This window comes from Nitrobacter hamburgensis X14, assembly GCF_000013885.1.
GTDB classification, from domain to species: domain Bacteria; phylum Pseudomonadota; class Alphaproteobacteria; order Rhizobiales; family Xanthobacteraceae; genus Nitrobacter; species Nitrobacter hamburgensis.
This window is the reverse complement of sequence record NC_007964.1, coordinates 1,906,262-1,933,246: the sequence shown is the minus strand read 5'-3', so window position 1 is coordinate 1,933,246 and position 26,985 is coordinate 1,906,262. Positions and strand designations below refer to the sequence as shown.

The 26,985-nt window shown below is 60.8% G+C and carries 30 protein-coding genes and 2 pseudogenes; 7 read left to right on the top strand and 25 right to left on the bottom strand.

Annotated features, from left to right (window positions below):
• Positions 1 to 47: 47 nt before the first annotated feature.
• Complete coding sequence (gene moaC / locus NHAM_RS08855) at positions 48 to 563, top strand: cyclic pyranopterin monophosphate synthase MoaC (RefSeq protein WP_011510229.1); 516 nt, start codon at positions 48 to 50, stop codon at positions 561 to 563.
• Here the strand turns inward: moaC and NHAM_RS08850 are convergent.
• Positions 552 to 944 (bottom strand): SPW repeat protein, encoded by a 393-nt coding sequence (locus tag NHAM_RS08850; protein ID WP_011510228.1) that lies wholly within the window; start codon positions 942 to 944, stop codon positions 552 to 554. The genes moaC and NHAM_RS08850 overlap by 12 nt on opposite strands.
• Before the next feature lie 626 nt (positions 945 to 1,570).
• On the opposite strand from NHAM_RS08850, the gene NHAM_RS08845 reads away from it, so the two are divergent.
• Positions 1,571 to 2,785 carry a molybdopterin molybdotransferase MoeA gene (locus NHAM_RS08845; RefSeq protein WP_011510227.1) on the top strand — a complete coding sequence of 405 codons (1,215 nt, stop codon included), beginning with the start codon at positions 1,571 to 1,573 and terminating at the stop codon, positions 2,783 to 2,785.
• A gap of 163 nt (positions 2,786 to 2,948) precedes the next feature.
• Complete coding sequence (gene lexA, locus NHAM_RS08840; protein WP_011510226.1) at positions 2,949 to 3,650, top strand: transcriptional repressor LexA; 702 nt, start codon at positions 2,949 to 2,951, stop codon at positions 3,648 to 3,650.
• Between the two features lie 121 nt (positions 3,651 to 3,771).
• Here lexA and NHAM_RS08835 read toward each other — a convergent pair.
• Both NHAM_RS08835 and NHAM_RS08830 read right to left on the bottom strand, forming a co-directional pair.
• Positions 3,772 to 4,856, bottom strand: a pseudogene (locus NHAM_RS08835) (ComEC/Rec2 family competence protein); the annotation flags it as partial.
• Positions 4,857 to 4,888: 32 nt separating this feature from the next.
• On the bottom strand, positions 4,889 to 5,692 hold the full coding sequence (locus NHAM_RS08830; protein ID WP_011510225.1) for a tyrosine-type recombinase/integrase: 804 nt from the start codon (positions 5,690 to 5,692) through the stop codon (positions 4,889 to 4,891).
• A gap of 224 nt (positions 5,693 to 5,916) precedes the next feature.
• Between NHAM_RS08830 and NHAM_RS08825 the strand changes: the two genes are divergently transcribed.
• Together NHAM_RS08825 and NHAM_RS08820 are read left to right on the top strand one after the other, a co-directional pair.
• On the top strand, positions 5,917 to 6,393 hold the full coding sequence (locus NHAM_RS08825) for a hypothetical protein (protein ID WP_157043569.1): 477 nt from the start codon (positions 5,917 to 5,919) through the stop codon (positions 6,391 to 6,393).
• A 41-nt stretch (positions 6,394 to 6,434) separates the two neighbouring features.
• A complete protein-coding gene (locus NHAM_RS08820; RefSeq protein ID WP_041357868.1) occupies positions 6,435 to 6,638 on the top strand; it encodes a hypothetical protein in 204 nt (67 codons plus the stop codon).
• Here the strand turns inward: NHAM_RS08820 and NHAM_RS08815 are convergent.
• The 20 genes and pseudogenes from NHAM_RS08815 to NHAM_RS08730 form a co-directional block, all read right to left on the bottom strand.
• On the bottom strand, positions 6,635 to 8,257 hold the full coding sequence (locus NHAM_RS08815; RefSeq protein WP_011510224.1) for a terminase large subunit: 1,623 nt from the start codon (positions 8,255 to 8,257) through the stop codon (positions 6,635 to 6,637). The genes NHAM_RS08820 and NHAM_RS08815 overlap by 4 nt on opposite strands.
• Positions 8,254 to 8,592 (bottom strand): phage head closure protein, encoded by a 339-nt coding sequence (locus tag NHAM_RS08810; RefSeq protein ID WP_011510223.1) that lies wholly within the window; start codon positions 8,590 to 8,592, stop codon positions 8,254 to 8,256. The genes NHAM_RS08815 and NHAM_RS08810 overlap by 4 nt, the downstream gene beginning before the upstream one ends.
• Positions 8,589 to 9,005, bottom strand: coding sequence for a phage terminase small subunit P27 family (locus NHAM_RS08805; RefSeq protein ID WP_011510222.1), 417 nt, complete (start codon positions 9,003 to 9,005; stop codon positions 8,589 to 8,591). Before NHAM_RS08805 ends, NHAM_RS08810 begins: the two co-directional genes overlap by 4 nt.
• Positions 9,002 to 9,304: a head-tail connector protein gene (locus NHAM_RS08800; RefSeq protein WP_011510221.1), complete on the bottom strand. Its 303-nt coding sequence runs from the start codon at positions 9,302 to 9,304 to the stop codon at positions 9,002 to 9,004. The genes NHAM_RS08805 and NHAM_RS08800 overlap by 4 nt, the downstream gene beginning before the upstream one ends.
• 392 nt (positions 9,305 to 9,696) lie before the next feature.
• Entirely contained in the window at positions 9,697 to 9,837 is a 141-nt protein-coding gene (locus tag NHAM_RS26570; RefSeq protein WP_157043568.1) for a hypothetical protein, read from the bottom strand.
• Between the two features lie 90 nt (positions 9,838 to 9,927).
• The gene (locus NHAM_RS27510; RefSeq protein WP_011510219.1) at positions 9,928 to 10,074 is read right to left on the bottom strand and encodes a hypothetical protein; all 147 of its coding nucleotides are present in this window, start codon (positions 10,072 to 10,074) and stop codon (positions 9,928 to 9,930) included.
• 98 nt (positions 10,075 to 10,172) lie between these two features.
• Complete coding sequence (locus NHAM_RS08795; RefSeq protein ID WP_011510218.1) at positions 10,173 to 10,559, bottom strand: hypothetical protein; 387 nt, start codon at positions 10,557 to 10,559, stop codon at positions 10,173 to 10,175.
• 58 nt (positions 10,560 to 10,617) lie between these two features.
• Positions 10,618 to 11,811 carry a phage major capsid protein gene (locus tag NHAM_RS08790; RefSeq protein WP_245270037.1) on the bottom strand — a complete coding sequence of 398 codons (1,194 nt, stop codon included), beginning with the start codon at positions 11,809 to 11,811 and terminating at the stop codon, positions 10,618 to 10,620.
• Positions 11,789 to 12,319 carry an HK97 family phage prohead protease gene (locus tag NHAM_RS08785; RefSeq protein WP_011510216.1) on the bottom strand — a complete coding sequence of 177 codons (531 nt, stop codon included), beginning with the start codon at positions 12,317 to 12,319 and terminating at the stop codon, positions 11,789 to 11,791. Before NHAM_RS08785 ends, NHAM_RS08790 begins: the two co-directional genes overlap by 23 nt.
• On the bottom strand, positions 12,316 to 13,419 hold the full coding sequence (locus NHAM_RS08780) for a phage portal protein (protein ID WP_245270036.1): 1,104 nt from the start codon (positions 13,417 to 13,419) through the stop codon (positions 12,316 to 12,318). Before NHAM_RS08780 ends, NHAM_RS08785 begins: the two co-directional genes overlap by 4 nt.
• Before the next feature lie 116 nt (positions 13,420 to 13,535).
• Complete coding sequence (locus NHAM_RS08775; protein ID WP_041357866.1) at positions 13,536 to 13,736, bottom strand: hypothetical protein; 201 nt, start codon at positions 13,734 to 13,736, stop codon at positions 13,536 to 13,538.
• On the bottom strand, positions 13,736 to 13,975 hold the full coding sequence (locus NHAM_RS08770; RefSeq protein ID WP_041357865.1) for a hypothetical protein: 240 nt from the start codon (positions 13,973 to 13,975) through the stop codon (positions 13,736 to 13,738). The genes NHAM_RS08775 and NHAM_RS08770 overlap by 1 nt, the downstream gene beginning before the upstream one ends.
• Positions 13,976 to 13,981: 6 nt before the next feature.
• A complete protein-coding gene (locus NHAM_RS08765) occupies positions 13,982 to 14,392 on the bottom strand; it encodes a hypothetical protein (RefSeq protein WP_011510213.1) in 411 nt (136 codons plus the stop codon).
• A gap of 10 nt (positions 14,393 to 14,402) precedes the next feature.
• Positions 14,403 to 15,275 (bottom strand): hypothetical protein, encoded by an 873-nt coding sequence (locus NHAM_RS08760; protein ID WP_011510212.1) that lies wholly within the window; start codon positions 15,273 to 15,275, stop codon positions 14,403 to 14,405.
• 256 nt (positions 15,276 to 15,531) lie between these two features.
• Positions 15,532 to 16,122, bottom strand: coding sequence for a hypothetical protein (locus NHAM_RS08755; RefSeq protein ID WP_157043567.1), 591 nt, complete (start codon positions 16,120 to 16,122; stop codon positions 15,532 to 15,534).
• A gap of 512 nt (positions 16,123 to 16,634) precedes the next feature.
• On the bottom strand, positions 16,635 to 16,829 hold the full coding sequence (locus NHAM_RS08750; RefSeq protein WP_041357860.1) for a hypothetical protein: 195 nt from the start codon (positions 16,827 to 16,829) through the stop codon (positions 16,635 to 16,637).
• The gene (locus tag NHAM_RS08745) at positions 16,826 to 17,191 is read right to left on the bottom strand and encodes a hypothetical protein (RefSeq protein WP_245270035.1); all 366 of its coding nucleotides are present in this window, start codon (positions 17,189 to 17,191) and stop codon (positions 16,826 to 16,828) included. Before NHAM_RS08745 ends, NHAM_RS08750 begins: the two co-directional genes overlap by 4 nt.
• 106 nt (positions 17,192 to 17,297) lie before the next feature.
• Positions 17,298 to 18,602, bottom strand: a complete 1,305-nt coding sequence (locus NHAM_RS08740) for a hypothetical protein (RefSeq protein WP_011510210.1) — start codon at positions 18,600 to 18,602, stop codon at positions 17,298 to 17,300.
• A gap of 202 nt (positions 18,603 to 18,804) precedes the next feature.
• Positions 18,805 to 20,022, bottom strand: a pseudogene (locus NHAM_RS08735) (ComEC/Rec2 family competence protein); the annotation flags it as partial.
• An 87-nt stretch (positions 20,023 to 20,109) separates the two neighbouring features.
• Positions 20,110 to 21,786 (bottom strand): glutamine--tRNA ligase/YqeY domain fusion protein, encoded by a 1,677-nt coding sequence (locus NHAM_RS08730; protein WP_011510208.1) that lies wholly within the window; start codon positions 21,784 to 21,786, stop codon positions 20,110 to 20,112.
• Positions 21,787 to 21,990: 204 nt separating this feature from the next.
• Between NHAM_RS08730 and gltX the strand changes: the two genes are divergently transcribed.
• Both gltX and gltA read left to right on the top strand, forming a co-directional pair.
• Positions 21,991 to 23,415, top strand: coding sequence for a glutamate--tRNA ligase (gene gltX / locus NHAM_RS08725; RefSeq protein ID WP_041357859.1), 1,425 nt, complete (start codon positions 21,991 to 21,993; stop codon positions 23,413 to 23,415).
• A 144-nt stretch (positions 23,416 to 23,559) separates the two neighbouring features.
• A complete protein-coding gene (gene gltA / locus NHAM_RS08720; RefSeq protein ID WP_011510206.1) occupies positions 23,560 to 24,861 on the top strand; it encodes a citrate synthase in 1,302 nt (433 codons plus the stop codon).
• Between the two features lie 61 nt (positions 24,862 to 24,922).
• Here the strand turns inward: gltA and lpxB are convergent, their stop codons facing one another.
• Together lpxB and NHAM_RS08710 are read right to left on the bottom strand one after the other, a co-directional pair.
• Positions 24,923 to 26,113, bottom strand: coding sequence for a lipid-A-disaccharide synthase (gene lpxB / locus NHAM_RS08715; protein WP_011510205.1), 1,191 nt, complete (start codon positions 26,111 to 26,113; stop codon positions 24,923 to 24,925).
• A complete protein-coding gene (locus NHAM_RS08710) occupies positions 26,113 to 26,970 on the bottom strand; it encodes an LpxI family protein (RefSeq protein ID WP_011510204.1) in 858 nt (285 codons plus the stop codon). The genes lpxB and NHAM_RS08710 overlap by 1 nt, the downstream gene beginning before the upstream one ends.
• Positions 26,971 to 26,985 lie beyond the last annotated feature (15 nt).

Sequence of the window (26,985 nt, the reverse complement as noted above, 5' to 3'; positions counted from 1 at the left end):
GGTCCCTGCGTCCGCAGCGACGACACCGTTTTTGGAGTTCCGCAAGCATGTCCGGAAAAGTGAAAGACGAACCCGCCCTCACCCATATCGATGTCAAAGGCGAGGCGCGGATGGTCGACGTCTCGGCAAAGCCGGCGACCGAGCGCGTCGCCGTCGCCGAAGGCCAGGTCGTCATGACCAAGGCCACGCTGGCCCTGATCGAGAGCGGCAACGCCAAGAAGGGCGACGTGCTCGGCACCGCGCGCATCGCCGGCATCATGGCGGCCAAGCGAACATCAGACCTGATCCCGCTCTGTCATCCGCTTGCGCTGTCGAAGGTCACGCTCGACATCGAAACCGATAAAAAGATTCCCGGCTGCCGCGTCCGCGCCAGCGTCAAGGTCTCCGGCCCGACCGGAGTGGAAATGGAAGCCCTCACCGCGGTCTCGGTCGCCTGCCTGACGATCTACGACATGATCAAGGCCGTCGAACGCGGCGTCCGCATCGAAGGCATTCATCTCGTCGAGAAGAAGGGCGGCAAATCCGGCCACTACCTCGTGACGGATACTCCATCAGTACAATAGCGGTCGGTTCTCCTCGGGCGGCGTCGGATTGCGGAGTTCGTCTTCCTTGTCGTAGACGAGCCATATTTCAAGCACCGACAAGAACGCCACCACGACTCCGATACCGATACTGAAGTGCATAGCGCTGGTGTGGGCGAAGCCCAAAAGCCATGGCGAGGCTATCAACCAGAGTCCGAGCAGCAGGTTGACCCATTCTTTCCACCAGGCGAACGCCAGCAACGCGGCCACCGAGACCGCGCCTATCGCCGCACTGCTCGCCCAGAGATTGAGGTCCACAGTCGTGGTGTCCCGCGCCAGAAACCACGGGGTTACAAACAGGACCAGCGCTAATAAGAGATTATAGACATCGAGGATCGATTCGCGCCGCCACTTCCGCATCATGGGTGCCTCCTTCGACCTGTGCACCGCTTGCCGGTGCATTCCTCCCCCGGCGGTTCTTCGCCTGACTGGCGGCAATCGCGCCACCCCGGACAAAACCGTCGGTTTATGGGACAACCGGTCCGACGCCGGACGGTTCCGCTGACCGATTCCGGGAATCGCACACCTCGCGTCGCGATTTGATTCTGGACCAACAAACGCGGACAACCTCATGATCCAAGTGTCATTTGGGATCGTGAGTTCGTTCGACGGATGAACTCCGTGCAGGAAGCGAGCCTCCGAAACCGCCTTGGAGCCGTGCGGGGCCTCGAGCGAACGCGCCACTCGGGCGTTTCGATTCACGGCACCGTTGTCTGCGGACCGCAAGTTCTGTAGATGAACTTACGCCCGCGAAGCGCATCGTCTAAAACTCCACTAGAGCCTTTTCGCTTCTGATGGAATCAGAAGCGGGCTCTATGATTTTGATTTGACGCGTTTTCTTCACGCGAACCGGTATCCACTTCGCTCGAAAACGCTCTAGTTATCTATATTTGCTAGTGGTCCTTTGATTCTAACCTTCGCAAAGGTACCTGCTCACACAGGATACGAATGTTAGAATCGGCCCACTGGAAACCTGGGAGAATATGGTCATGGCCCTGATGGCAGTCGCCGACGCCCTTGCGGCTGTTCTCGCCGGAGTCGAACCGCTTCCGGAAGAAGCGGTCGATCTCGAGGCCGCGCATCGCCGGGTGCTGGCGCGCGACCTCCCCTCGCGCCGGACCCAGCCGCCGGTGGCGATGTCGGCGATGGACGGCTACGCGGTGCGCGCGGCGGACATCGCGACGATTCCAGCGCGGCTGCATGTGATCGGCGAGATCGCCGCGGGACGGCCGCTCGAGCGGGCGCTGGGGGCCGGCGAAGCTCTGCGGATTTTCACCGGAGGCGTGGTGCCGGACAGCGCCGATACCGTCGTGATCCAGGAGGACACCGAACGCGACGGCGACGACGTCGTCGTCAGGGAAGCCACCGCGGCCGGAAAGAACATCCGCCCTGCCGGCGTCGATTTTCACGAAGGCGACGTGTTGCTGCGCGCCCGCAGCCATCTCACCGACCGCCATCTCTCCCTTGCTGCCGGCATGAACTATCCGGACCTGCCGGTGCACCGACGCCCAAAAATAGCCGTGCTCGCCACCGGCGATGAACTGGTTTTGCCGGGCACGACGCCCGGTCCAGGCCAAATCGTCCTATCCAACGGCTACGCGCTTCGTGCGCTCGCCCGGGGCGAAGGCGCCGAGGCGATCGACCTCGGCGTCGCCGCCGACACCATGGAGGCGACGAGGGCCGCGATCCGCCGCGCCCGCGAGAGCGGCGCCGACATTCTCGTCACCACAGGCGGCGCGTCGGTCGGAGACCATGACCTCGTCAAGCGCGCGCTGGAGGCCGAAGGCGTGGAGATCGCGTTCTGGCGGATCGCGCTCCGGCCCGGCAAGCCGATGATGCACGGACGGCTCGGCGCGATGCGCGTGATCGGCCTGCCCGGCAACCCCGTCTCCTCCTACATCTGCGCGTTCCTGTTCATGGTGCCGCTGATTCGCGCGTTGTCGGGTCGTCAGGATATCCACCATCGCATTGAACGAGCGGTGCTCGGCAGCGATGTCGCCGCCAATCAAGCCCGGCAGGATTATCTGCGCGCCCGGCTCGCGCACTCGCCCGACGGGCTGCCGATCGCGACACCGGTCGGGCATCAGGACAGTTCGCTGATGGGAAATCTCGCGGCAGCGGAAGCACTCGTGGTCCGCGCACCGCTTGCGCCTGCCTCAAGTAAAGGCGAGCCCTGTGCCGTGATTAAGCTCTCGCTGTCGTAAAACCTCGCTTTGTTGACGTTAAATTAAACAGTTGCGGAACACATATCGAACATATAGTGTCCGTTCATGATTTGTTTCGGATACTCATGCCGCTAGGCATAAGGCTCCAAGCCTGACGCCCCGGAATCGGACGGCAGGCACCATCAATCGGGGACTGGTCGGGATGCTCACGCGCAAACAGTACGAACTCCTGCGTTTTATCAACGAACGGCTGAAGGAATCCGGCGTGCCGCCCTCGTTCGATGAAATGAAGGATGCGCTCGATCTGCGCTCGAAGTCCGGTATCCATCGCCTGATCACCGCGCTGGAGGAGCGCGGCTTCATCCGCCGCCTGCCCAATCGCGCCCGCGCCATCGAGGTCATCAAGCTGCCGGAGGTCGCCGGTAACGGCGGCGGCCGTCGCGGTTTCACGCCGAGCGTCATCGAGGGCAATCTCGGCAAGGTCCGCCCGAGCGGCGGCGGTGTCGTCGACGATGCAGAACGTCCGGTCGCCGTTCCGGTGATGGGTCGTATCGCGGCCGGCACACCGATCGAGGCGCTGCAGACCCGGAGCCACACCATCAGCGTGCCGCCCGACATGCTCGGCTCCGGCGAGCACTACGCGCTCGAGGTGCGCGGCGACTCGATGGTCGAGGCCGGAATCCTCGACGGCGACATGGCGCTGATTCAACGCAACGAGACTGCGGAAACCGGCGACATCGTGGTTGCCTTGATCGACGACGAGGAGGCAACGCTGAAGCGCTTCCGCCGCCGCGGCGCCTCGATCGCGCTCGAGCCCGCGAACACAGCTTACGAGGTTCGCATCCTTCCGCCCAACCGCGTCCAGATCCAGGGCAAACTGATCGGCATCTATCGCAAGTACTGATTCTTGCAAGTTTTCGAGCGAAGTGGGTACCGGTTCGCGGGAAGAAAACGCGTCAAATCAAAATCATAGAGCCCGCTTCTGATTCCATCAGAAGCGAAGGCTCTAATCGGCGGCAGAGCGTTCAATCGTCCGGCTGGAGATCGTCAGCCGCGGGCGTGGCATCGACCGGGCGCGCCGGCGCCGATCGGGAGCCGATGCGCGTCGGCTTGTCACCGCCGACAGCGGGCGACCAGGGCCGGTCGACATGATCGGGCCTGACGGCATCGACGACAAAATGGTGTTTTGCGCCGTCTGAGACTCGCCGCAGCTCCAGGGCGCCTTCCCGCCGCAGCCTGTCCTGATCGATCACCTGCGCAAGACATCCCTCGGGAGCCTGCCACGGCGTCACCATCACCTCCGCCCGCACGCAGTCGTCCTCCATGGCGTCCGCGCGGCGCGCCAGCGCGACAATTCCACCCCCCACTCACCTTAACCACGCAGCCACCGTCGTCGCATGAGACGCCCTCCGCAAAGGTGGAGTCGGCAGGCTGACGCCCGTCCGCATCAGCGGCCAGCCATTCCCTGACCGTAAAGTTATCCTTGCCCGTGCGGAGGGAGACGCAGCCGCCCGTCCCCGCCCCGCACGCCGACGTTATGACCGTCGGCGGAGATCAGAATATCCGGCTGCTCCACCGCAAGCGACCATGCGATCGCCAGCCCGATGATGGCCGCTCCGCTCCAGCGCAGCGGCGTTCTGAGCAGTCCGAGCAAGATGATGCCCGCGGTCGCGGCGATCAGCGGCCCGGTTCCGAACGCCGCCATGCGGCCGATGGCGCCGGGCAGCGCCGCCACCCATTGCGTGACCACGATCATCCATTCGATGCCGATATCCATCAGCCGCCAGAACACGCCGTCAAAGCCGAACGGCATCGCAGCCAGTCCCAGAAGCCCGGCCGGCATCACCAGCGCCGAGACCACCGGCATTGCCAGCAGGTTTGCGACCACGCCGTACGGTGTCACGCGATGAAAATGGAACGCGGCATATGGCGTCGTCGCAAGTCCGGCGACGAACGACGCCAGTGCCAGCGTGACGATTTCGCGGCCGCCCCACAGCGCCGCCCGCGCCGTCGGCGAGTGATCGGGCGTCGCGAACAATTTCGGCATCCCGACCTGGACCAGCGCCACCAGTCCGAGCGTCGCCGCGAACGACATTTGAAAGCTCGGATGGTGATTCCGATATCATTCGTGTCATCAAATCCTTAGCTCGCCTTACGGGGTTTACTCCGGGACTTTTTCCGGGACTCTGCGAGTCGCTCGACGGCAACAGCTACATCCTCGTCCAACACGTGCGCGTAGCGCAGCGTACTCTTGATGTCCCGGTGGTTTAACGCCTTTTGAACCAGCTTAAGGTTTCCGCTGTCGCGGAGAAGCTTGGTTCCGAAGTCATGGCGGAAGTCGTGGAATCGAAAGTTGGCCACGCCAGAACTGGCGCGGAGCCGTTGCCATGCGGTCTTGGCTCCGGTGTAGGTCAAGGAATAGCGTTGTCCCCTCACCCGGCGCAGCCGCTTGTTGCCATAAACCGCAACGTAGGTGAATACGAACTCGGGATGCTGACCCTGCAGCGGAAACAGGATTTCGCGTACCGCCGCGGTAATGGGAAACACCACGCGCCGACCGCCCTTGCCGGTTCGAACAATTTGCCGAGTGCCGAAATCAACCTCGCTCCAGCGCAGGGTGACGCACTCTTTGAGTCGCATGCCACTGGCGCGAACGAAATCGAAGAATGGCTCATAATCCACGCGCATCGCGTCGTCGAGGGCGTCAGCCTCCTCGATCTTCAATTCGCGGACTCGCTCCACCGGTTCGGCCAACAGCAGCTTTTCCCATTCGGGCTCGTCCTCGAATACCGCCTTTTCGGCCTTGGCGAACGTGAACAGCCGCTGCAATACCTTGATCGTCGACCGGTTGACAGTGGCGTTAGAGATCAGCGGGAGCGCCTGCACTTGTTCCTTGGTCCGCTTACCGCGGCGCGAGACACGCTGGCCACGACGCCACGCCACCATGGCTCATCCACCAGCGGAGCCTTCCTCAATACATCGGACGGCGGGATTAAGGGCTTCGAGGAAATTTGCCAAGGCATGCAGCCTCTCCCGCAGCTTAACGGCGGCTATGCAGAGCCCAAACCATCGCCGAAGCCCGCCAAGCAACCGGCTACTTAGCCATCAAAAGGTTAGTTGCAACCTGCCCGGTACGAGCACCATAAGTTATTAGAACAATGGGGGGCGAGATGGAAATTCCTAAGTACAAGCTGCAGCCAATCAAGACCGCAACGCGCGGGCAGATTGGATTGGCGCAAATAAAAGACCAGAACCACTACGTCATGATAGTCGACGGTGGCGACTTGTCTGACGCGAATGCACCTCTGATTCTTTCCAAAGACACCATACGGATTGCTGCTAATCGTCCCGCCGTAGTGCCCTTGCCTGGGTCTGCTTTGCGCTCTCTCGTTGCTCTGAGGTCGGTTAGGTTTGACATGGATCACTTACCGCCTGGTCTGATCCAGATCGTTGGCGACAGAGAAATGATGGTGGTACAGGATCGAGATAGATTGCGTTCTGTCGATATCCGAAGTGGCTCTGTTGAACCACTAACTCACAATGCCGATCTGTTCGTATTGTCGTGGGACATTGTCCAGGCCGACTGGAATGGTCGGTTTGAGTCAATCTTTCATTTCGATGTGGCAGATAGGACGCCAAGCCCGTAGCGTTTCTGACCGGTCGAGTTGGGGCTGAAGGGGAAAACCAAATGAGAAATCCGACCGCGCGCGAACTTAAGGTGTTGAATTACTTTGTTGGTGATCACGTCGAACACTCTGACCGATTTGCCGGGGCTGGTGAAAAGACGATCAAGGATATGGTCGATATGGGATGGATCGTTCAGGTTGATCCATCCGAAACGAGCGTGCGCGGCTACTATAGGATAACCCCAGCCGGGGAAGCGGTGCGCTAATTAAACCCCGCCAGCGCCGTTTCCCATTCCGGGTCATCGTACAGCGACGTCGCCGCCGCACTGCCGCCAGCGCTCGCCCGATGCGCCGCCATGGCCGCCGCGACGGCTCCATCGATCGATAACCACTTCTTTGATTTGGTGAACCGCACGACATGGCCAGACGAATTCGTCTGCGCCTCGACGTTCGCAAAGCAGAACCGCAACGGCTCATTGCCGCCATGCTTGAACTTGCGCCCAACGATGGCGCGCTCAAGGTTCGCTATAGCTGGCATCATCGACAACGAACCTTGCCGGTGTTCGACGGCCGGGAGTCCATCCTCTAAAAGGTTGTTCATTAGGTTTCGCGCCATGGCCGGATCGACCGCGATCTCCTGCACAGAATAGGTCTCGCACAGTTCGCGAACGCGTTCCTCAACGCGGCGAAAATCGATGACGTTGCCAGGCGTGGCCTCGATCAGCCCGCGGGCTTGCCAGTCGATGTATGGAGCGCCTGTAGCTTCCTGCCTCTGTCGCAAGTTGTCGGCCGGGCAAAAGAAGTAAGGCACCACGATGTAACCATCATCGCCATCACGGAAGGCCGCGACAATGACCGAGAGGTCGATGCTAGAGCTAAGGTCGACGCCCAGCCAGCAAGGCTCGCCTTCAAGCGCTGCAAGGTCTATTTCGCCGGCGCCTTCGTCGTAGACCGTCATATCGACGAACGGTGCCGCGGAACTATCAAGCCAGACATTGAGGTGGAGATTCTGCACCATGTCCCTAGCCGTCATGCTGGTTTCAGCTTCCCGCACAAGCTGTCGCAAGCCGGAGATGTCTTGATATCCCAATGTCAGGCCGGGGTTGGCGCGATAAAGCAGCGCCTCGTCTTTCCAATCCGCGCCCGCGTCGGTCTCGAACAGGATCGGCAACATGGAAGGGTCATTGATCTCGCCCGTCGCAACCTTGCGCGCACGGTCGACGATCTCCCACGCGAGATTGTCCTGGCCGCGGCCGGAAGTCGTCGCAACCACCAACAGCGAGTCCTTCACCTTCGGCAACGACGACTTCAGCGCAATCCAAAGGTCAGTGCCTCGCCACTGTGCCAGTTCGTCTGCCACAAGCAGCGCAATGCTCTTTCCGTGAGCCGTGCCGGCATCGCTGCTAATGGTTTCGATAAAGCTGCCGCCCTTTTTCAGGACGATTTTCTTCGCTGAATTGAAGGCGTCATAGATGCGCGTGGCCGATACAAGCCGCTTATCCATCCGCACGACGTCGACGGCCTCTTTGAAGGCGATCGAGGCTTGCTTACGATCTGCGGCGGCCAGCACGCATTCACCGCCGGGGATTTTCTCCGGGCCGATGGCGTGAAGCAGCGAAATCGCGGCCGACAGGCTGCTTTTGCGATTGCCTCTAGGGATTAGCAGGACCACTGTTTTAACGACGCGCGAGCCATCAGGATTGCGCGGTCCGTAAATGCGGCGCACGATACGCTCTTGCCATGGATCAAGCTGGAATGCATTGCCCGGCAAGCGACTCTTTGGATGCTTAAGCCGGCGCAGAAACTTAACCGCGCGCTCGCCGTATCCAAACGGATCATCGATCGGCGAGTCGTCAAATAGCCAATGCGGGTATGGATCCTTCACAGTTCATCAGTCTCGCAAAGCACATCGCACCATTGCTGGCGCGTGTCAGGCGTCACGGCGCGAATATTATATTCGCTGTCGGTGTGGACGTTGCGGAGCCGCCATGTGCCATCCACTGACGCAAGCGCCGCTTGATAGCGCAGCGTCGCAACAAGCGTTTGCGTGCCCTGTAAGCGACCAGCCATAACAGTTTCGCTGGCCTTGAGCACCTTGATCGCAGCACGCGCCGTTACCTGAACAACCCAATCAATGGTCGAACCGCCTGCGCCATCCGGCACAGATACTTGCTTCAGCAGTTCGATCTTCTCTCTAAGGTTACCGGATGCAACCATCATTCCACCGCCAAGGGATTGTCGTCGGTTTCGTCGCTGTCTTCATGTGCGCCGGCACGGCTACGACTGGCCGGTGTTAAGCCCAACTCTGCCGACCAACGGCGGGATTCCGCCGTTGCTTCTCTCAGCGTTGCGAACGCAGGATGGCGCTTGATCTCGCCCAGCCGATTTTCGACATAGGCTCCGTCCTTGGCGATGGCGGCGCGCGCATCCTTGATGTCGGCGGCGGACTCGCAGAACCTTTCGACGGCGTGCATATCCGCGGCGGACAACACACGCCTCTCGACAAGCACGGGCATCACGCGGCGCCATTCGACTTTTGCATCGGTCGACATTGCTTTCGGTGGCTGCGGCACCGTGCGGATCGCGTCTGCGATCGGCTGCGGCGTGGCCTTGCGGCCTGCGGTGTGTTTCACAGGCCGAAATTCCAGCTACGGATATTGTTGATGATCTCGCGTGCGCCGAACGGAATTTCGCGCAATGTAGCGTCGATCGACGCCTCTCGCTGCTGGTACCAGGACGATGCTATGAGCAAGGTCGCCTGCCTAAGGTCAGCCGATGGCGTCGAAGGTGGCACGTCCGCCTCGGGATCGTCGACGAGAAACGGGCGGATGTATTCCGACGCGCCGTCCAGATAGTCCTGCAGCGCAGCATCGTCATCAGCGAAATCGACGTTGCAATGCGCCTTCAATTCTTCAAGCGTGGCGAATGCCATGAGATTATAGTCCTAATTTAAGGAGTGAACCAATATCGAGCCGTCTTGTTCGCTTCTTGGCCGCCGGTAGCAATGCGATCGGGCAAAGTCGGCCGATACCCCCGGAGGGTACTGCGCTGCGGTCAGCTTGGCGCGTGGTGCGTTATTTCTCGTTTGACACAACGTCGGCGCTTTCGTCGTTGCGGCTATCAGCGCGCTTCTGTGCGGGCTTCGGCATCACAGTGCGAATGACTGCGAACGCTGCCTTGCGAAGTTTGATGCAGGTCTTACACATTACTTGATAGGCCTTCCGAAGCCGCCTTCGCACGCGATGTTCTGCCTGTTATTGCAGGCAATGCAGGATGGCTTCCAATTGCTGCGAACAAGGCGCAGGTGCGGCGCTTTACGGATGCTCACCCGATGCGCGACCAGTACGGCAGGCCGACCACAATCCGCGCATACATCATTGCCAGGCTCTGCGAGATACGCCTGAGACAGCCGACGCCACTCGCCATCGTATCCGCGCTGTGGTGCTGTAGGTCGCAGTCGGTCACGTTCAGCCTTCCTCTTAATGGAGCACTCACATCGCTTGCCTGCCTGCACAACCTTGCCGCACGTACAGAGGCGCGGAGCGGCAAAGGGCATTACGCAAGCACGATGGCGTCGGCATCGCGGATGAACCGCCAACCCGCGGTTTCGAGAGCGTCGATGATTTGCTCGGCCGTGGTGTCGTCCACACCGCGCGAGACGAGCAACTGCTTGATGATCTCTATCGGTTTTCTGATGGTCATATCGGTCTCCTGTAAGGAAACGGTGGGGAGTCGCCACACACCAAGCGACTCCCCTGCAGCGCACGTTCAGCACATCCACGTCGCGCACCGCATACTGCTTAGGCTACCGGCTTGTCTGCCGCGTTGCCCTTCACCACAACGGCACCGGCAACGATCGAGGTGCCGGAGGTCTTGGTGATAACCGCGCGGATGTAGCGCTTATTGCCAGTATAGCCCTGCTTGTAGGTCGAGGTTGCGGCAAGGCTTGCAGGCAGCGTGCCAACAAGATCGCCTGCAGCGACGTTGGCGAAGTCGCCGTCGGTCGTGGTGTCGCTCTCCTGCAAGCTGACAACATACAGCCCGGCAGAAGTGATGGCGCCAGTGTTGACGATGACGGCCGCGCTATTGAAGCCCTGAAGGTCGACGGCAGTGCCCTTCGTGGTGGCGGCATAGTCAACCGGCGCCAGGGTCTGTGCAACGCCGATGTTATTCGCGATATCGCGCATTACTATTTATCCTTATTGAAAGAGAAAGTGAGCGGGCCGAAGCCCCTTCGTTGATGGGTTAGCTGGTCGCGCACTTGATCTTGCGCAGCGCATCGGCGAGAACCAACGCACCACCAACACGACGACGCGCGTGGAAACGCACCAGACCATTTGCAGCTTGGCTGTACTGGTCACGAAGCAGGCTCAATGCGACGCGATCATAAATGCGGTACGCAGAGGCGAAGTCGCCGAACACGATCGGCTCTGCTGCGCTGCCAACATCGTCGAGCGTATTATCTTCGATAACCGGACGCCCGAGGATGGTCGAAGGATCAGACGCGGCCAAACCGGGCTGCCACAGGTAACTGCCCGTGGTGCCATCCTTCAGCTTGCGAACGGTGGCTATGGTTTTGGAGTTCATCATCCAAACCGACCGGCCACGATAGAACGCCGGCAAGGCGTAGAACGCATCGATGATAGTGTCGGCAGGATTCGTGCCGAGCGTCGAAGCGTTGCCCGTTGGCGTGTAGGCGATACCCGCAGACGCCATGACGCCGAGCGGTTTCTTCACGCCATCACCACGCTGGAAACCAAGAGCCTCCAGACGTCCGAATTCCTCGGCGAGGTCGAAGGCAACTTCGGCTTCAACGTTGACCGCGGCGTCTTCCAAGAGGCGCTGCGAAACATCCACATAGCACGCCATTTCATGGATCGGGATCTCAACCTGACCGTAACTGGACTCCGTTCCGGTGCGGGTCTCGGTTTCACCGACCCACTTGCCAGTCGGGCGACCCGTGCGCTTAGGAATTAGAACTTCGCCGCTCGAAGTGTTGCCCACGCGAGCAGCCTGGCGAACGGGCGATTGCTCGACAATACCCTTCACGACTTCCGCGCTGAACTCAATCGGAGCGAGGTAACCTCCAGAGCTATCTGGGGCGATCGTGAGCGACTTCACCTCATCCGCGGTCAACGTCTCTTTGCCGTTGCGCAGGTAGCCGGTGAATGCTTTGCGTTCAGCGCTGATCTCGTCCTTCTTCTCAGTATGAATGGCAGGGCGGGCGAGTTTGACTTCGGCCGCGGCAAGTCGCTTTTCAAGATCGGCGACCGGTGCCGTCTTCGTGTTGACGTCAGCGGTCAGCGCTTCAAGCGCCGACTTGATTTCGGCCGCGCCGTCTTCCGCAGGAAGTTCGGCTGCGTTCTTGGTCTCAAGAGCAGTAGCAGTGTGGAAAGTCATATGATAGGAATTCCTGTTAATGAAGTAGATTGCGAGCACTGTTGATCGCCGCAACTAACTCGCGAAACTGCGTTGCGGAATTGGATTTCACTGCGGTGACGGTGGATTCCGTGTTGCTGGGAAAGGTGACCACCGAGATTTCCCAGAGGTCTACCTGCTCAAGGATGCGCGCACCCTTTGTGCGGTCCATGCGGTCGCGCACGGTGCGGTAGCCAATGGATAGGCTATCGAGCAGGCCGGCCTTCATCAGCTTGTAGGTCTCGGAGCCTTTCGTGGTACCGAGAATAAGCTGACCCGTTGCTTTCAATCCGCGGTCATCTTCGACCAGCGACAACCACTTGCCGATCGGTTCAGTTTGGTCATGCTCCCGAAGCATTTTGACTTTCGCGGCGGGCCGTTTTACGAGCGACTTCTTAAACGCCGACTTGACCACGATATCTTTGTGGCTATCGACAACGTCAAAGACGCTCGCGTATCCCGTGAATGTGCCGTCTTCCTGGATTGACTTAATGTCCAATTCAAAGACGCTGCCATGGTCAGTCTTCAAGCCGCTTGATCCTTCTTGGGTTGGTTGTCATTTGCTGATGATTGAACATGCGGGCTTGCCAGCACGTCGCCATCAGGAAGCGGCGGCAAGTTAAGTTCCCGCCTCACATCGTTGGCCGTCATCACGCCGGCGGACCGATACTGGCCGAATGCGGTTGCGCGAGCGGCGGGGTCGGCCATCAACAGTTGCGACAGATCGAACTCGAAGTGCATTGTTGCCCGCTCTTCAGGCGTCAACAGCGTGCGAGCATAGGCATCGCACCACGCGCGCAACCACGGCTGGAGGCCGTACTTCACAAACTGGAGATCGAGCTGGACGCTGTTGGACCACGTCGCGCGGCTCATGTCGCTCAACAGCGTGGCCGGGACTCGCGTCAATCGCGAGATTTCACTGACCACAAAAGCGCGTTGTTCGATTGCCTGGCTATCGACGGAGCTAAAGGCAATCGGGGTGTATGAACCCTCGTTGTCGATAACCGCGATGCCGCCCGCCTTGTCGCCGCCGTGAGCCGATCGCCACATCTGGGCAATCCGGCCGGCTGCGGTGGCGTTCAAGCTGCCCTTGAAGGAAAGCACGCCACCGGGCCGGCTGTTATTCTTAAACAGTTGCGACGCGCTGCGCTCAAGCAAGATCGCCAAGCCAATAGCATCGCGGCCCGTATGCAACAGACCTAATCCTCGCTGTTGCAGTGGACTGCTCGGGTTTGGCGTCTGCAGATGAACGACGTCGGCCGGCCCATACTCGCGGCCGTCGATCCGATAGACCGGCTCGCCATCAGGCTTGTACTCAAGCACCACGACCTGCCGCGGCACGTAAAGGATCTCCGCTGGCCGATCGGCGGTGCGCGTCACCAGCGCGAAGCCATCGCCAAAGATGATCGCGTCCAGCGTAACTCGACGGCGAATCTCACCAGCCGACATCCATTCATTGCTGAAGCCATGCACAAGCTGATAGGCTGGATGTTGTTTTGCGGCCCGCTCGGAATCGTCAGCATCATCATGCAACAATCGACACTGCACGCCTGCCGTGGAATTTGACGTGATGCTAACTGCCGCCTCGGCAGGGGGGCATCGCATAAGGGCGTCAACCGTGACGGTCACGCCCGACGCGGACACGGCGAAGGCATCGCAAAGCGCAGCCCAACTATCCGACGTGCAATCGGTCAATTCGGATTTCGTTTCCGGCACCGGCTCGGATTTACGGCTGAACCAACCCACTACACCGCCGCCTTCCGTCGCTTGACAGGCTCGTTGTCATTGGCTGCCGCCGGCACATCGAGACCCGCGTTGATGCGCGCCTGCTTCAGTGGCACCTCACCATTGACGCCGAAGCGGCAAAGCTCATCATAAGCTTTCTCGCGCTTGGATTTCGGATGCGCCAAGTCGTAATCGAATTGCGCCCATGATCGTGCCGCCATTATGCTGCCCTCCAGCCACGAATGCGCGGCGCTTGTTCTTCCTGAGTGTTTGTGTCCGGCCACAACGATCGAGGCTGCATGGCGTCTGCAAACGAGGTCAACGATGCAATTGGGACGTGGCGCTCTTGAATCCTGCCGAGGTGGTCGATCCAAATAATCAACGCTTCGTTGCTGTGAAACGAAACGGTTTTCACGATCCGCCCGGCCCAGACGACTGGCGCGTTTTTGCGGATGTTCATGACGCACTACACAGCCACGCCAGGCGCAACGATCCGCACAGCCAACACCGACGTCGACTTGGCAATACCCAGCTGGCAGACGTTCTCACCGGAGGTTAGATCGGCCACTGGCTGAATGCCGCCGGGAGTCTCCGAAAGGTAATACGCACTGCCCTTGGTGAGGACAGCATTTATCGTCAAGTCCCCTTCGACTTGCACGACAACCGGCTGGTTTAGAGCGGCGCCGTTCAGCGCAATGCCACCGGCCTTGTTCGCGCCAGCCACAACAGAGTCTGAGTCAGCGAGCTTCCACTTATTCACCGCAGCGTCGAGATAAACCGCCTGCCCCGCCGTAATGGCCTCACCGGCTGTGCCGAAGGACCGCTTGCCAGAGCCGTCGCCTACAACGGACGTCGAGGTTATGCTGATATCGGTCATGCTTGATTCCTCAGTAGTGAAAAATTGCCGTGTCGTTGGCTAAGGTGTCGCCGAGGCTGTCTCGGGAGTCGCTGTCGCGGCCGTGGAAGGCCGGCACGTCTAACGATTCAATCACGCGGGCATTCGCTCGCTTGCGGATGCGTTTGAAGGTGTCGCGCTTTCCGATATCGTCGGAAGAAATCTCGCCTTCGAGCACGGCGAGCACAACTTCCGAAATGAGGTCGTCGCGATCCTCCAGTTTTCGGAAGTGCTTCCACGCCGTTGCGTAGAGCGGCTGCTGCATCAAGCTCGAAAGTAAAAGGCTCGGTGCGACGCCAGTATCGCGGATATAAACATACGCATTGGCCATCGCGTGCGTGGCCATCGCTTTGGCGTATCGCGCGGCGAATGCCGGGTTGCGGTTCGCGCGGAAGATGATCGACTCAAGCGCCGGAAGGTCGCGGCGGTTGAGCAAAGCGCCTGATAGGTCCATGCCGCGATGGTCGCGGATGAATTCAACCGCGCTGTCGAACTGCTCGGCGGTGAAACGTTTCCGCTTAAATTCTTTCGATATGCGAGTCCCGCGCTTGTTAGGACTCCGCTCCCGCTTCTTAAGTGCGGCTACATACGCCGGACGCTTGTCGGGATTGGCGCGCAGATAGTCGTGGATCCTACGCCCGAAGATGCCCAGTTCCTTGCCGGCGCTCTCGGGGCTATGACCCTGCTCCAGTAACCGCAACATGGGATCAAAATTCGCCGCGATAGCGTCAATGCCGGGAGTTGCGCGGCCGGGCCGAAGGGATTCGATCTCGGCCAGCCTATCGGGGGTGCGCTTGAGGTAAGCTGACCATGCAGGCTGCGACGGCGCGTCCGGTGTTGCCGCCAAGGCTTGCGCGTCAGACATGCCAGACGCGATACGGGTGCGGATTGAATCGAAGTGGATAGCGGCGCGAGATGCCAATCGGGATTCCGTTGTGGTGGAAAGGTCGCCGCTCCCGAGTGCCTGATGCGGCGGGGAGCGGCTGAATGAGGAGGGAAACCGGGAAACCGGATTTACTCCCCTCCTACTATCTTGTGCGCGAGTGTATCAGGCCGCCTTGGCGTACTCGGGAAAGGCCGGGTCCCTCATGAACTGAAGGATGCTCCAGTCGATGTAGGTCTCAATGCGTGGCGACATCGGCTGTTTCACGGCTGCGGCGATTTCCTCCGTGGTGGCGTCGCCAGATGCTAAGTCCAACAATCGGCAACACATGGCCGAGGCGACGTCGTACGTTGCTGGCGTCGATTTTCCTGTTGGCCTCGCCCTCGGCGTCGGGCAGTGTCGGCATGTCCAGTCCGTTGTATCGGTGTGAGCCCACTGGTGGCGGCGCCTTGGAGCGGTTGTTCCTCCGCGGCGTATCGAACCGCTCTTCACCAGGGCGCCAGGGCTTGCCTTCAGCCTCCAGTTTGACCGTTAACCGGGCCGACTGCGTCGTCATGAGGTTGTCGAAGTGCCACTCTGCGGGTGCAGAGCCATCATCGGAGTCCTCGGCGTCGACGTAGTTGTCGTTCGCCACGGTCATGACAGGCAATGCCTGCAACGTGGCCCAATCGTTCAGGGCCATTGCCATGTGCGGGCAATCTTCGGCAAGCAGCCGGGCTGGCTGCTGTCGGCTGGTAGCCTTATGGGGGCGGTTGGTCGGCTTGGGGTTGCTGGCTACAATAGCCAGGTGTTCCGCGGGCGTGCGGTAGTTATCATTGGCTGCCTGCAAGGCTAGCCTCCTGTGATAAAGTTTATCAGATGCCACTCTCGGTGGACTGCGCTCGCCTACATCGCCAGCAAGCACGGCGGCGGCACGCTGCTCAGGCGTGCCGTGGGCCTCAATGCGGGGCCATACCGGGATGTTGAGTCCCTGTGAGTTAGTACCTGTTTGCAGGGGTGATACTAAAATCGCCCTACACATCGATTTGAACCAACGAGCCGGATTTTTCGGCCGGTTCAGAAAAATAGCTATGACTCGGCGCGCGGGAGCGTCAAGTAAGTGGATATCGGTGAGCAGAGCGGCCACCGCCCTGGTGACCTTCGTCCCGTTCTTCAGTGTTGTGGTTTTGGTTCGCCAGCGTGCCATAAAGACAAATACGTTCTGCGGCGAAAAGTGGGAGCGATCTCAGAAATAAATTTGCTGGGCCATAGCGGGCCATAGCGCGCCACTGGTGCGCGTACCGGTCATATCGTTGTGAGAAAGCTACCGGCCTCGTGGGGCGCCGCAGGCAGCATAGGCCCCTACTTCACTGGCCTTGGCCCGACGTAGCCGGCCTGCACCCGCTCCGCTACTTCGACGGCCCTGGCTTGGTTTAGGATCGTCAATATCTCTTCCAGAGCCCGCTGCGGGTCAGGTGGTCGACACGGCTGTAGATGATCGGCAATCACCAGTTCGATGTCGAGGATGGCCCTGGCGAGAATTTCAGCGTTGGTCATCGGAGGCTCCTAACGGCATCAAGCCTCAATGCCAACTGCCGCTCTGGTAAGGCGTGCCGCTCAATAAAATGATCGAGCGTCGACGAGATATCTTCGTAAGCCAGATCCGCCCGACGCTGAATCTCACGCGCGATGTCCGCAGAGACGTCCTCAGACCAATGATCGGCGGTGTTGAAAACAATGACTCGGCGGGGGTCGTTGTACTGGCCGGACATCAGGTCGGCGATAACGGTCTCAAGATCGGTCTTGTCGCTATCGGCTTCGCGCCAACAGCAACCTTGCCCACTGAAACAATCCTCCACGAGGTATACCGTCTCCGCGGCGGGAACGATCGAAGGGGACCAACTCATACCCAACTCCATCGGAAAGTAACGACGTTGGGGGTGGGTGGTTCCGACGCCGGCCTCACCGCCTCCGGCCAGAACTCCAGGTGGTGGTGGAAAGGGCCGCTCGGTGCAGACCGACGCGTTAAGCTGCGTCCAGCCAATCGGGCCAATCGGCGTCGTTGAGTGTTGCCGCCATGCGCTCGGCAAATTCCGCCGCGCTCTGTGTGCTTTCCGTTTGATTTGCGTGCCGCACCGGCTCCGGCCTCTCTGGGATAGGCGGCTCGTCGTCCGGCCGCGTCGTTGGTGCGGCAAACTCCTCATCGTCACCCGTCAGGATGATCGTCCGACCGAGCAACTCGGCCGGGTCTTCAATCTGATTCAGGCCGGCCGCCCGAACAAGTTCACCTAGCTGTTTCTGGCCGTCATACTGCGTATCGCCGTCATGATGCTCTAGTATAATGACGTGCTCCAATACCGCGCCGTCCTCATCGGTGGTGGCGAAGTGCAATTCCGAAGATCCGTGACCAAGCTCCATAACGTTCGCGGCGGTGATGCGGGCCGTGGTGGGGCCGGCTGGCTTGCGGGGCTTGGCCGGCTTGGCCTTACCGGTACCAAACTTCTCATCAGGAAGTTTGGCCGGGCGCTCTACCTTGTTGAACCCCTTCGGAGCGGGCTTGCGGAACATCTCGTCCTTGAGCCACCGGACCAGGCTCATGCGGGGGGCGTTTGGATTGTTCTGCGCGCCCCAGCTTTCATGCCAGTCCGCTGCCGCTTGGATCACCATGGAAAGGTCAGCATCTGGAGGGACGGCACCCCACGCCCTCTTATAGGCGGCTCGGGCGGGCTTGCTCATGTCGGCAGGCACATACGCGGTAAGGAGCGCCCCCAACGTTAATTCTTCCTCCGGCGCTTCCCCTGCGGCGGGCACCAGCCCGGCCGCACGGGGCGGCGTAGCCGGCGCGGAGTCATGTCTATCTCTCAAGGGACCGGTTAAGAACCGGTCTTGAGGATAGGAGGGGGTGACACTGGTGTCACCATAACTACCATTTAGGGTGACATTCTCGTCCGTTTCGGTGACAGGAATGTCACCCTTTTTATCGGTGACACCTGTGTCACCCTTTTGTGGAACTAGACTAAAGTTGGGGGTGTAGACGGTGGCGTGACCGCGACCACCGGCCCGGACTACCTGCACGAATTCGAGGCTGACCATGTGTTGCCGCGCTCGGCCCACTGTACGATCGGAGAGGCCGGTGAGGTCGCAGAGCTCATGATCAGAAACAAACCCATTCCCGCTCCAGCCCTTGTACCTCTGGATGATCTCGGCAAAGACGGCTAGGTCTGCCTTGGTCGTCTCAGGGTGAAGGGCGGCCATTCGGAGCAGCTTGAACTGCACCCAGGCCTCGACGTCGAGCGCGTACCGCTTTCGCTTGGAGAAGTGCCCGCTCATACGGCCCCACCGAGAACGTCATGTGAACACGCCAGACCATTCCGGGACTTTTTCCGGGACTCTGTGCCGCCGTTCTCGGATTTTAGCCCTGTTTCGAGCGGTTTTTGTTCACGGTGCCCATTCTCGTCCGGTTCAAAAATCATAGACAATTCAATAGGTTTACCCGCCGAAACGCGATCTACGCCATTGGCGCATTCAATCTTTGAAAGCTCGGATGCACTAATGCCTCCGGCGCAATCGCGAGCACGATCATCGCCGCGACCGCCAGCGTGCGGAACGTGATAGCGCGCCGATCGACCATGATCGCAATCAGTACCACCGCCGTCATGAAGAACGAGCGCTGGGTCGCGACCTCGGCGCCCGACAGCAGGAGATAAAACGCAGCCGCGGCGAGCGCCGCCGCCGCCGACCATTTCTTGATCGGGAAGGTCGCCGTCAGCGCCGGGATCAGCGCGAGCAGCGCGCGCACCGCGAAGAACACCACGCCGGCGACCACGGCCATGTGATAGCCGGAAATCGACAGCACATGGCCCAGCCCCGAAATGAACATCGCGTCGTTGACGGGTGTCGTGATGGCGTCGCGCCGCCCGGTCAGGAGCGCGGTGGCAATCGCCCGCGAATCACCGCTGAGAACTAAGCGGATGCGGGCGTCGATGGCGTCGCGCATCTCCTGCATCAGCGCGGCATAGCGCAGCGCGATGCCGCCGCCGCGCGGTGGATTCACGATTTTGATGGCGCCCATGACGAAGCCGGAGGCGCCGATGCCCTGGAAATACATGTCGCGTGCGAAATCGTAGCTTCCGGGCCGCAAAGGTGTGAGCGGCGGCTGCAACCGCGCTTTCAATTCCACGAAACTGCCGACGGCGGGCGCGGTGCCCTTCTTGACCGACAGCCGCACGCGATCCAGTTTGACGTGCCGCCACGGATCGTCCATCCGGACGACACGCAGAACAAATCTGTCGGTGCGCTCGCGTACCTCGCGGGTTTCGACGAAGCCCTTGATCAACGGCGAGTACATCGGCCGCGTCAGGACGACGTGCGCAACCCGCGCCGTATTCACCGTGGCGACGGCGAAGCCCGTGGCCATCGCTGCGATCATCACGGCGGCAGGAAACAGCCGATGCCGACGCAGTAACAGTGCCGCGACACAAAGGGCCCCCGCAGTTGCGGCGACAACCCAGGCTATCGGCTCGTGATCGGCCGAAAAATAGATCGCGATGCCTGCGCCGAACGCCACCGGCACCCAGGGCAACAACCGCCCGGCTCCCGCTTCCGCGCGCGCCCAGGCTCGCAGCCGTGCCACAAGTGCCGGCAAAGTGCCCGAAGGAGTTTGTGAGGGACTGGCAGCGACGGCTTGCCGCGACGGCCACGTTCCTGCGTATCCCCCCGCCCGATCCCGAGCCCTGCCCCGCTCCGGCATCCGGCCACCCCTCGCGCCCTCGCAGCACAATGCTAACGGAAGAGACCGCGCAAAGAACAGTGGAACGGATACGGAATACCGACGAAATCAGGAGCCGGCCGCCGCGACCTTGGCCCAGGTGTCGCGCAGGCCGACCGTCCGGTTGAACACCAGCCGGCCGGGAGAGGAATCCCGGTCCCGACAGAAATAGCCCTGCCGTTCGAACTGCACTGCGCCATCTGTATCGTCGCGGGCAAGCGCGGGCTCGACCATGCCGGACAGCGTCTCCAGCGATTGCGGATTGAGTTCGGATGCAAAGTTCGCGGCGTCGGGTTGCGCCGTTGCGAACAGATGACCGTAGAGTCTGATCTCGGCCGGCACGGCCTCGGCTGCGCTCACCCAGTGCATCGTGGCCTTCACCTTGCGGCCGTCGGGCGCGTTGCCGCCTTTGGTCGCGGGATCGTAAGTGCAGCGGAGTTCGACCACGTCGCCCGCCGCATTCTTGACCACCTCGCGGCAGGTGACGAAATAGGCATAACGCAGCCGCACTTCTCGGCCGGGTGAAAGACGGAAAAATTTCTTGGGCGGATTCTCCATGAAATCATCCTGCTCGATATAGAGTTCGCGCCCGAACCGGATCCGTCGCGTGCCCCGCGATGGATCGTCGGGATGGTTGACCGCCTCAAGCTCCTCGCTCTCGCCTTCCGGATAGTTCTCGATCACGATCTTGAGCGGACGCAGGACGGCCATGCGACGCGGTGCGCTTTTGTTGAGAGTCTCGCGGATCGCGAAATCGAGCATTCCGACGTCGACGGTGCTGTTGGCTTTGGCAACGCCGATCCGTTTGATGAACTCGCGCAACGCCTCGGCCGGTACGCCGCGCCGCTGCAAGCCCGCAAGCGTCGGCATGCGCGGATCATCCCAGCCCGCGACGTGACCGCCACGGACGAGTTCGGTCAGTATCCGCTTCGACAACAGGGTGTGCGTGACATTGAGCCGTGCGAATTCGTACTGATGCGGCCGCGACGGCACCGGAAGGTTGTCGAGAAACCAGTCATAGAGCGGCCGGTGATCCTCGAACTCCAGCGTGCAGATCGAATGCGTGATGTGTTCGATCGAGTCCGACTGCCCGTGGGCGAAATCGTAGCTCGGATAGATGTTCCACGCCGTGCCCGTGCGTGGATGAGGGGCATGGAGTATCCGGTAGAGCACGGGATCGCGCAGGTTGATGTTGCCCGACGCCATGTCGATCCTAGCACGCAGAACCCGCGCACCATTGGGAAATTCTCCGGCCCGCATCCGCGCGAACAGGTCGAGATTTTCATCGACCGGCCGATCGCGGAACGGACTGTCCCTGCCGGGCTCGGTCAGCGTGCCGCGCGCGAGCCGGATATCCTCCTGCGACTGGTCATCGACGTAGGCCTTGCCCGCGCGAACGAGGTGCTGCGCCCAGGCGTAGAGCTGCTCGAAATAATCCGAGGCATAGTGGAGGTTCTTCCCCCAATCGAAGCCGAGCCAGCGGACGTCGCGCTGGATCGCGTCGATGTATTCCTGCTCCTCCTTGGTCGGATTGGTATCGTCGAAACGCAGGTGGCAGCATCCGCCGAACTCCTCGGCAATGCCGAAATTCAGGCAGATCGATTTGGCGTGTCCCAGATGCAGATAGCCGTTCGGCTCCGGTGGGAACCGGGTGACGACGCTCTTGTGCTTTCCAGACGCGAGATCAGCCGCCACGATATCGCGTATGAAATCCCGGCCCGCATCCGCGGTCGATTCGTCAGTCATTGTATGCCTTTCAAAGCTGAGCCTATGTGCCAAATCCGCAAGCGCCCGCCAAGGGCCGAGATGCTGCTGGCAACCGGGCCGGGGCAGCCTCTTCACTTCACCGAATTGACGGCGCAAGGTGGCCGCAATTAGCCGTGCGCGCGAATCCGGGGTGTGATAAACGGCCTCCGCCGATACCGTCCTGAAAGGTTCAGATCCCCGAAAATGATTGCATCCGTCGTCACCCGCTTCGCACCGTCTCCGACCGGTTTTCTTCACATCGGAGGCGCCCGAACTGCGCTCTTCAATTGGCTCTATGCGCGCAAGCACGGCGGCAAGATGTTGCTTCGGATCGAGGACACCGATCGCGCGCGCTCCACGACGGCGGCAATCGAGGCTATCCTTGACGGGCTCAAATGGCTGGGAATCGACTGGGACGACGATGTCGTGTACCAGTTTTCCCGCGTCGCACGGCATCGCGACATCGCTGAGCAGTTGCTTGCCGAAGGCAAGGCTTATCGATGCTACGCAACGCCGGAAGAGCTGGCCGAGATGCGGGAGAAGGCGCGCGCCGAGGGTCGCGCCAAGCTTTACGACGGCCGTTGGCGCGACCGCGATCCATCGGAAGCCCCGCCGGATCTCAAACCGACCATTCGCCTCAAGGCGCCTCTGAGCGGCGAGACCGTGATAGAGGATCAGGTTCAGGGGCGTGTTGTCTGGCAGAACGAGAACCTCGACGACCTCGTGCTGCTGCGGGGTGACGGCACTCCGACCTACATGCTCGCGGTCGTGGTCGATGATCATGACATGGGAGTCACGCACATCATTCGCGGCGACGACCACCTCATCAACGCCGCCCGCCAAAAGCAGATCTACGATACTCTCGGATGGGCTCTCCCGACGATGGCCCATATTCCACTCATCCACGGCCCCGACGGATCGAAACTCTCGAAGCGCCACGGCGCGCTGGGAGTGGATGCCTACCGCGCCATGGGTTATCTGCCGGCGGCACTCCGCAACTATCTGGTCCGGCTCGGCTGGAGCCATGGCGATCAGGAGATTTTCTCCACACAGGAAATGATCGACGCGTTCGACCTGTCCGCGATCGGACGATCCGCGGCGCGCTTCGACTTTGCCAAACTCGAAAACCTCAACGGCCACTATATCCGCAATTGTGACGATCACGTTCTTGTAGACCTGTTCCAGGATGCGCTCGATTACGTTCCCCGCGGAGCGGACCTCAAGCCGAAACTCAACGATGCCACGCGAGCGCAACTGCTGCGCGCGATGCCCGGACTCAAGGAACGGGCCAAGACCCTGATCGAACTGATCGACAGCGCCCGGTTTATCTTCGCCGATCGGCCGTTGACACTGGACGCCAAAGCCATCCCGTTGCTGACCTCGGAGACTCGCGCGCTGATCGGCAGACTCCGCACAACGCTTGAAACGGTCACATCATGGAGCGCGCAGACCACCGAAGCCGCGATGCGAACCTTTGCCGAGCAAAACAATCTGAAGCTCGGCGCCATCGCGCAACCGCTTCGCATCGCCTTGACGGGACGAACGACATCGCCGGGCATATTCGATGTCCTCGCCGTGCTTGGAAAAGAGACGTGTCTGGCTCGGCTTGACGACCAAAGCTCGCCGTAACGCCGACCACCGATGTCTGGCGATCTTGCGGTGCAAACAGCAATACGATAACCCATTGCGCGGCGCTTCTGGAATAACCGGCCAGTCTCTCTATCTCATCGAGAGAACCAGCCGGCCCGCAACGATCTCATCGGGGGCTTCGCGATGAACGCAACAAGCACAAAAACCGCAACGCTGACGGTCGACAACACGACCTATGAGCTTCCCGTTTTGAGTGGCACGGTCGGACCGGACGTCATCGACATCGCCAAGCTCTACGCGCAAGCTGGCCTGTTCACTTATGATCCTGCCTTCACGTCCACCGCCAGTTGCCAGTCCAAGATCACCTATATCGACGGCGACGCAGGCGTGCTCGAATATCGCGGTTATCCGATCGAGCAGCTCGCAGAAAAAGGCGATTTCCTCGAAACCTGCTATCTGCTGCTCTACGGTGAACTGCCCACCAAGTCGCAAAAATTCGATTTCGACCAGCGTGTCATTCACCACACCATGGTTCACGAGCAAATGACGCGGTTCTTCCAGAGCTTCCGCCGCGACGCTCACCCCATGGCGGTCATGGTAGCTGCGGTCGGCGCACTCGCCGCTTTCTATCACGACTCCACCGACATCAACGATTCCAAGCAGCGCATGATCGCATCCATGCGCATGATCGCGAAAATGCCGACACTGGCTGCGATGGCCTACAAATATACCATCGGCCAGCCGTTCATGTATCCGAAGAATTCGCTGAGCTTTGCCGAGAATTTTCTCCAAATGTGCTTCGCCGTGCCGTGCGAGGACTACGAGATCAACCCCGTCCTGGCGGGTGCGCTCGACACAATCTTCATCCTGCATGCCGACCACGAACAGAACGCCTCGACATCGACCGTGCGCATCGCGGGTTCGTCGGGCGCGAATCCGTTCGCGTGTATCGCAGCGGGCATCGCCTGCCTGTGGGGACCGGCGCACGGCGGCGCCAACGAGGCGGCGCTGGCCATGCTCTCCGGCATCGGAACGGTCGACAGGATTCCCGACTTCATAACGAGGGTGAAGGACAAGAACAGCGATGTCCGCCTGATGGGCTTCGGACACCGGGTCTACAAGAACTACGATCCGCGCGCCAAGATCATGCAGAAGGTGTGTCACGCGGTGCTCGATGAGACCGGCCACGGCGACGATCCGATGCTCAAGGTGGCGCTGGAGCTTGAGAAGATCGCCCTGAACGATCAGTATTTCATCGATCGCAAGCTGTATCCGAACGTCGATTTCTATTCGGGCATCACGCTGAAAGCGATGGGCTTCCCGACCTCGATGTTCACGGTTCTGTTCGCCGTCGCGCGCACTGTCGGCTGGATCAGTCAGTGGAGCGAGATGATCGAGGATCCGCAACAGAAGATTGGCCGCCCGCGGCAGCTTTATACCGGCGCGGCGCGGCGCGATTACGTCGATATGGCCGACCGCAAATAAACTCTCGAAATGAGGCGAGGCCGGATGCTGCTACGGACCCGCTCATCCTTTTCTTTGCGCACTACTCCGGTCCGCGGGACGCGTGCATTGTTTCAAGGACGATATCCGCCGCGCGCTCGCTCGGCGAGTGCTGTCCCGTTGCCATGATCGCATCGAGTTTGGCAAACGCTTTGAGTTGACGCCGCCGCAGCGGCGAGTCTGTCAGAATCTCTCGAAGCGCCGGCGCAAGATTCTCGGGCGTACAGTTTTCCTGAAGAAATTCGGGAATGACGTTTTCACCAATGACGAGATTGGCCAGAATCACCGATGACGTGCGGATCACGCGTTGTGCGATCCAGGCCTCCACTGCGCCCCCCCTATAGGCGGTAACCATCGGCACGCCCGCGAGCGCCAACTCGAGTGTGACGGTTCCTGATTTCGTGAGGGCTGCACGGGCGACACGAAAAGCCGCTTGCTTGCCCTGCTCGCCAACGACGATTCGGGGCTGCAGCGGCCAGCTCGCGACTGCGGCTTTCACCTTCTCGATCAGATGCGGCATCGTCAGGAGAACCACATCCATCTCGCCGGCGTCCAGCTGTAACGTACGCAGCGTCTCGCCGAACACCGCCATATGATGATCGATCTCGCTGCGCCGGCTTCCGGGCAATACCAGAAGCGCCGGCGGCGGCGCATCGCGCCGCTGGCGTTCCTGTGCATCCGGCCGCAGCATTCCGACCTGCTCGATCAGCGGATGTCCGACATAGGTGCAAGGCGGCCCTGCGAGCCTGCGATATTCTTCCGGCTCAAACGGCAGCAGCGCCAGCACGTGATCCACATAGCGACGCATGGCCCGCGCCCGACCGGGCCGCCACGCCCACACCGAAGGCGAGACGTAGTCCACGATCGGCAAGGCTGGTCGCCGCGCACGCACCCGCCGCGCCACGCGATGGGTGAAGTCGGGACTGTCGATAATGACGAGCATGTCGGGCTCAGCCGCGATCACGGCATCGGCGGTTTCGCGTATCCGCCGCAGGATCATGGGAAGCTGCTTCACCACAGCCGCAAATCCCATGATCGACAGATCTTCGATCGGAAACAACGACACCAGGCCTTCGCGCGCCATCGACCGACCGCCGACGCCTTCGAACCGTACGGCATCATCGAGCCGCCGCCGCAGGACTTTCATCAGGCTGGAACCGAGGCGGTCGCCCGACTCCTCGGTCGCGATGAGAAATATCCTTCGCGAGCTATTTGCGGCGGTCCCGTCCGCCATCACGCAGGCAGTCCGACAACGAACAGGCTTGACGCATCCGCCGCGCCGACCAGCGCCTGCGGTTCGGCAACGAGCGTATTGCCGGCGACAACGGCCATACCGGCGAGTCCGGCGGCGGCCGCATTCTCGATGGTACGCGGACCCAGCGTCGGCAGATCGTAGCGCAAGTCCTGCCCGTTCTTCGGCGCCTTCACCAGCACGCCGCGCGCGGTTTTGGCGCGGATTCGTCCCTCGGCGCGCAGTTGGGCGATACGAGCCAACAGCGCATCCGTTCCCTCAATGCCTTCGACGCCGACCACATGACCGTCGATCACCACCACGGCCTGCCCGATGTCAAACGGACTGAGGGCGCGCAGCACGTCCAGCCCCTTCGCTATGTCTGCCGTAGCGGATTGATCCGGCGTCTTCCGGGTCAGGCATCCCGCGGGCATCAGCAGATCCGGGGCAATGTCCTTGATGCCCACCATTCGAAAACCGTCACGCTCGAGGATGCGGCCGACCCCCGACAGCAAATGATCATCGCCGCCGCGAAATGCCGCCAGAACATGTCCCATCACCCGAACAGTTCCCCAGTCCAGGCGAATCTCCGACAGTGCGGGGCGAATCAGCGTTCCGATGAAAGCCAGATCGCGACAGTTTTCGGCGCGCAGCAGACGAGCAACCTTTCCGATCTGGCCGACCGCGATCCAGTGATGTTGGAACTGCGACACCTTCTCCGGATCGCAAACGCCCTTCAACGCGAAGAAAACCGGTTTGATGCCTCGCGCCACAAGCGAATCCGCAACCGCGAACGGCAGCACTCCACCGCCGGCAATCAAGCCAATCGGCGAAGAGATATCCGAAACGCGATCAGTCATGGCTCTCCCGGCGTC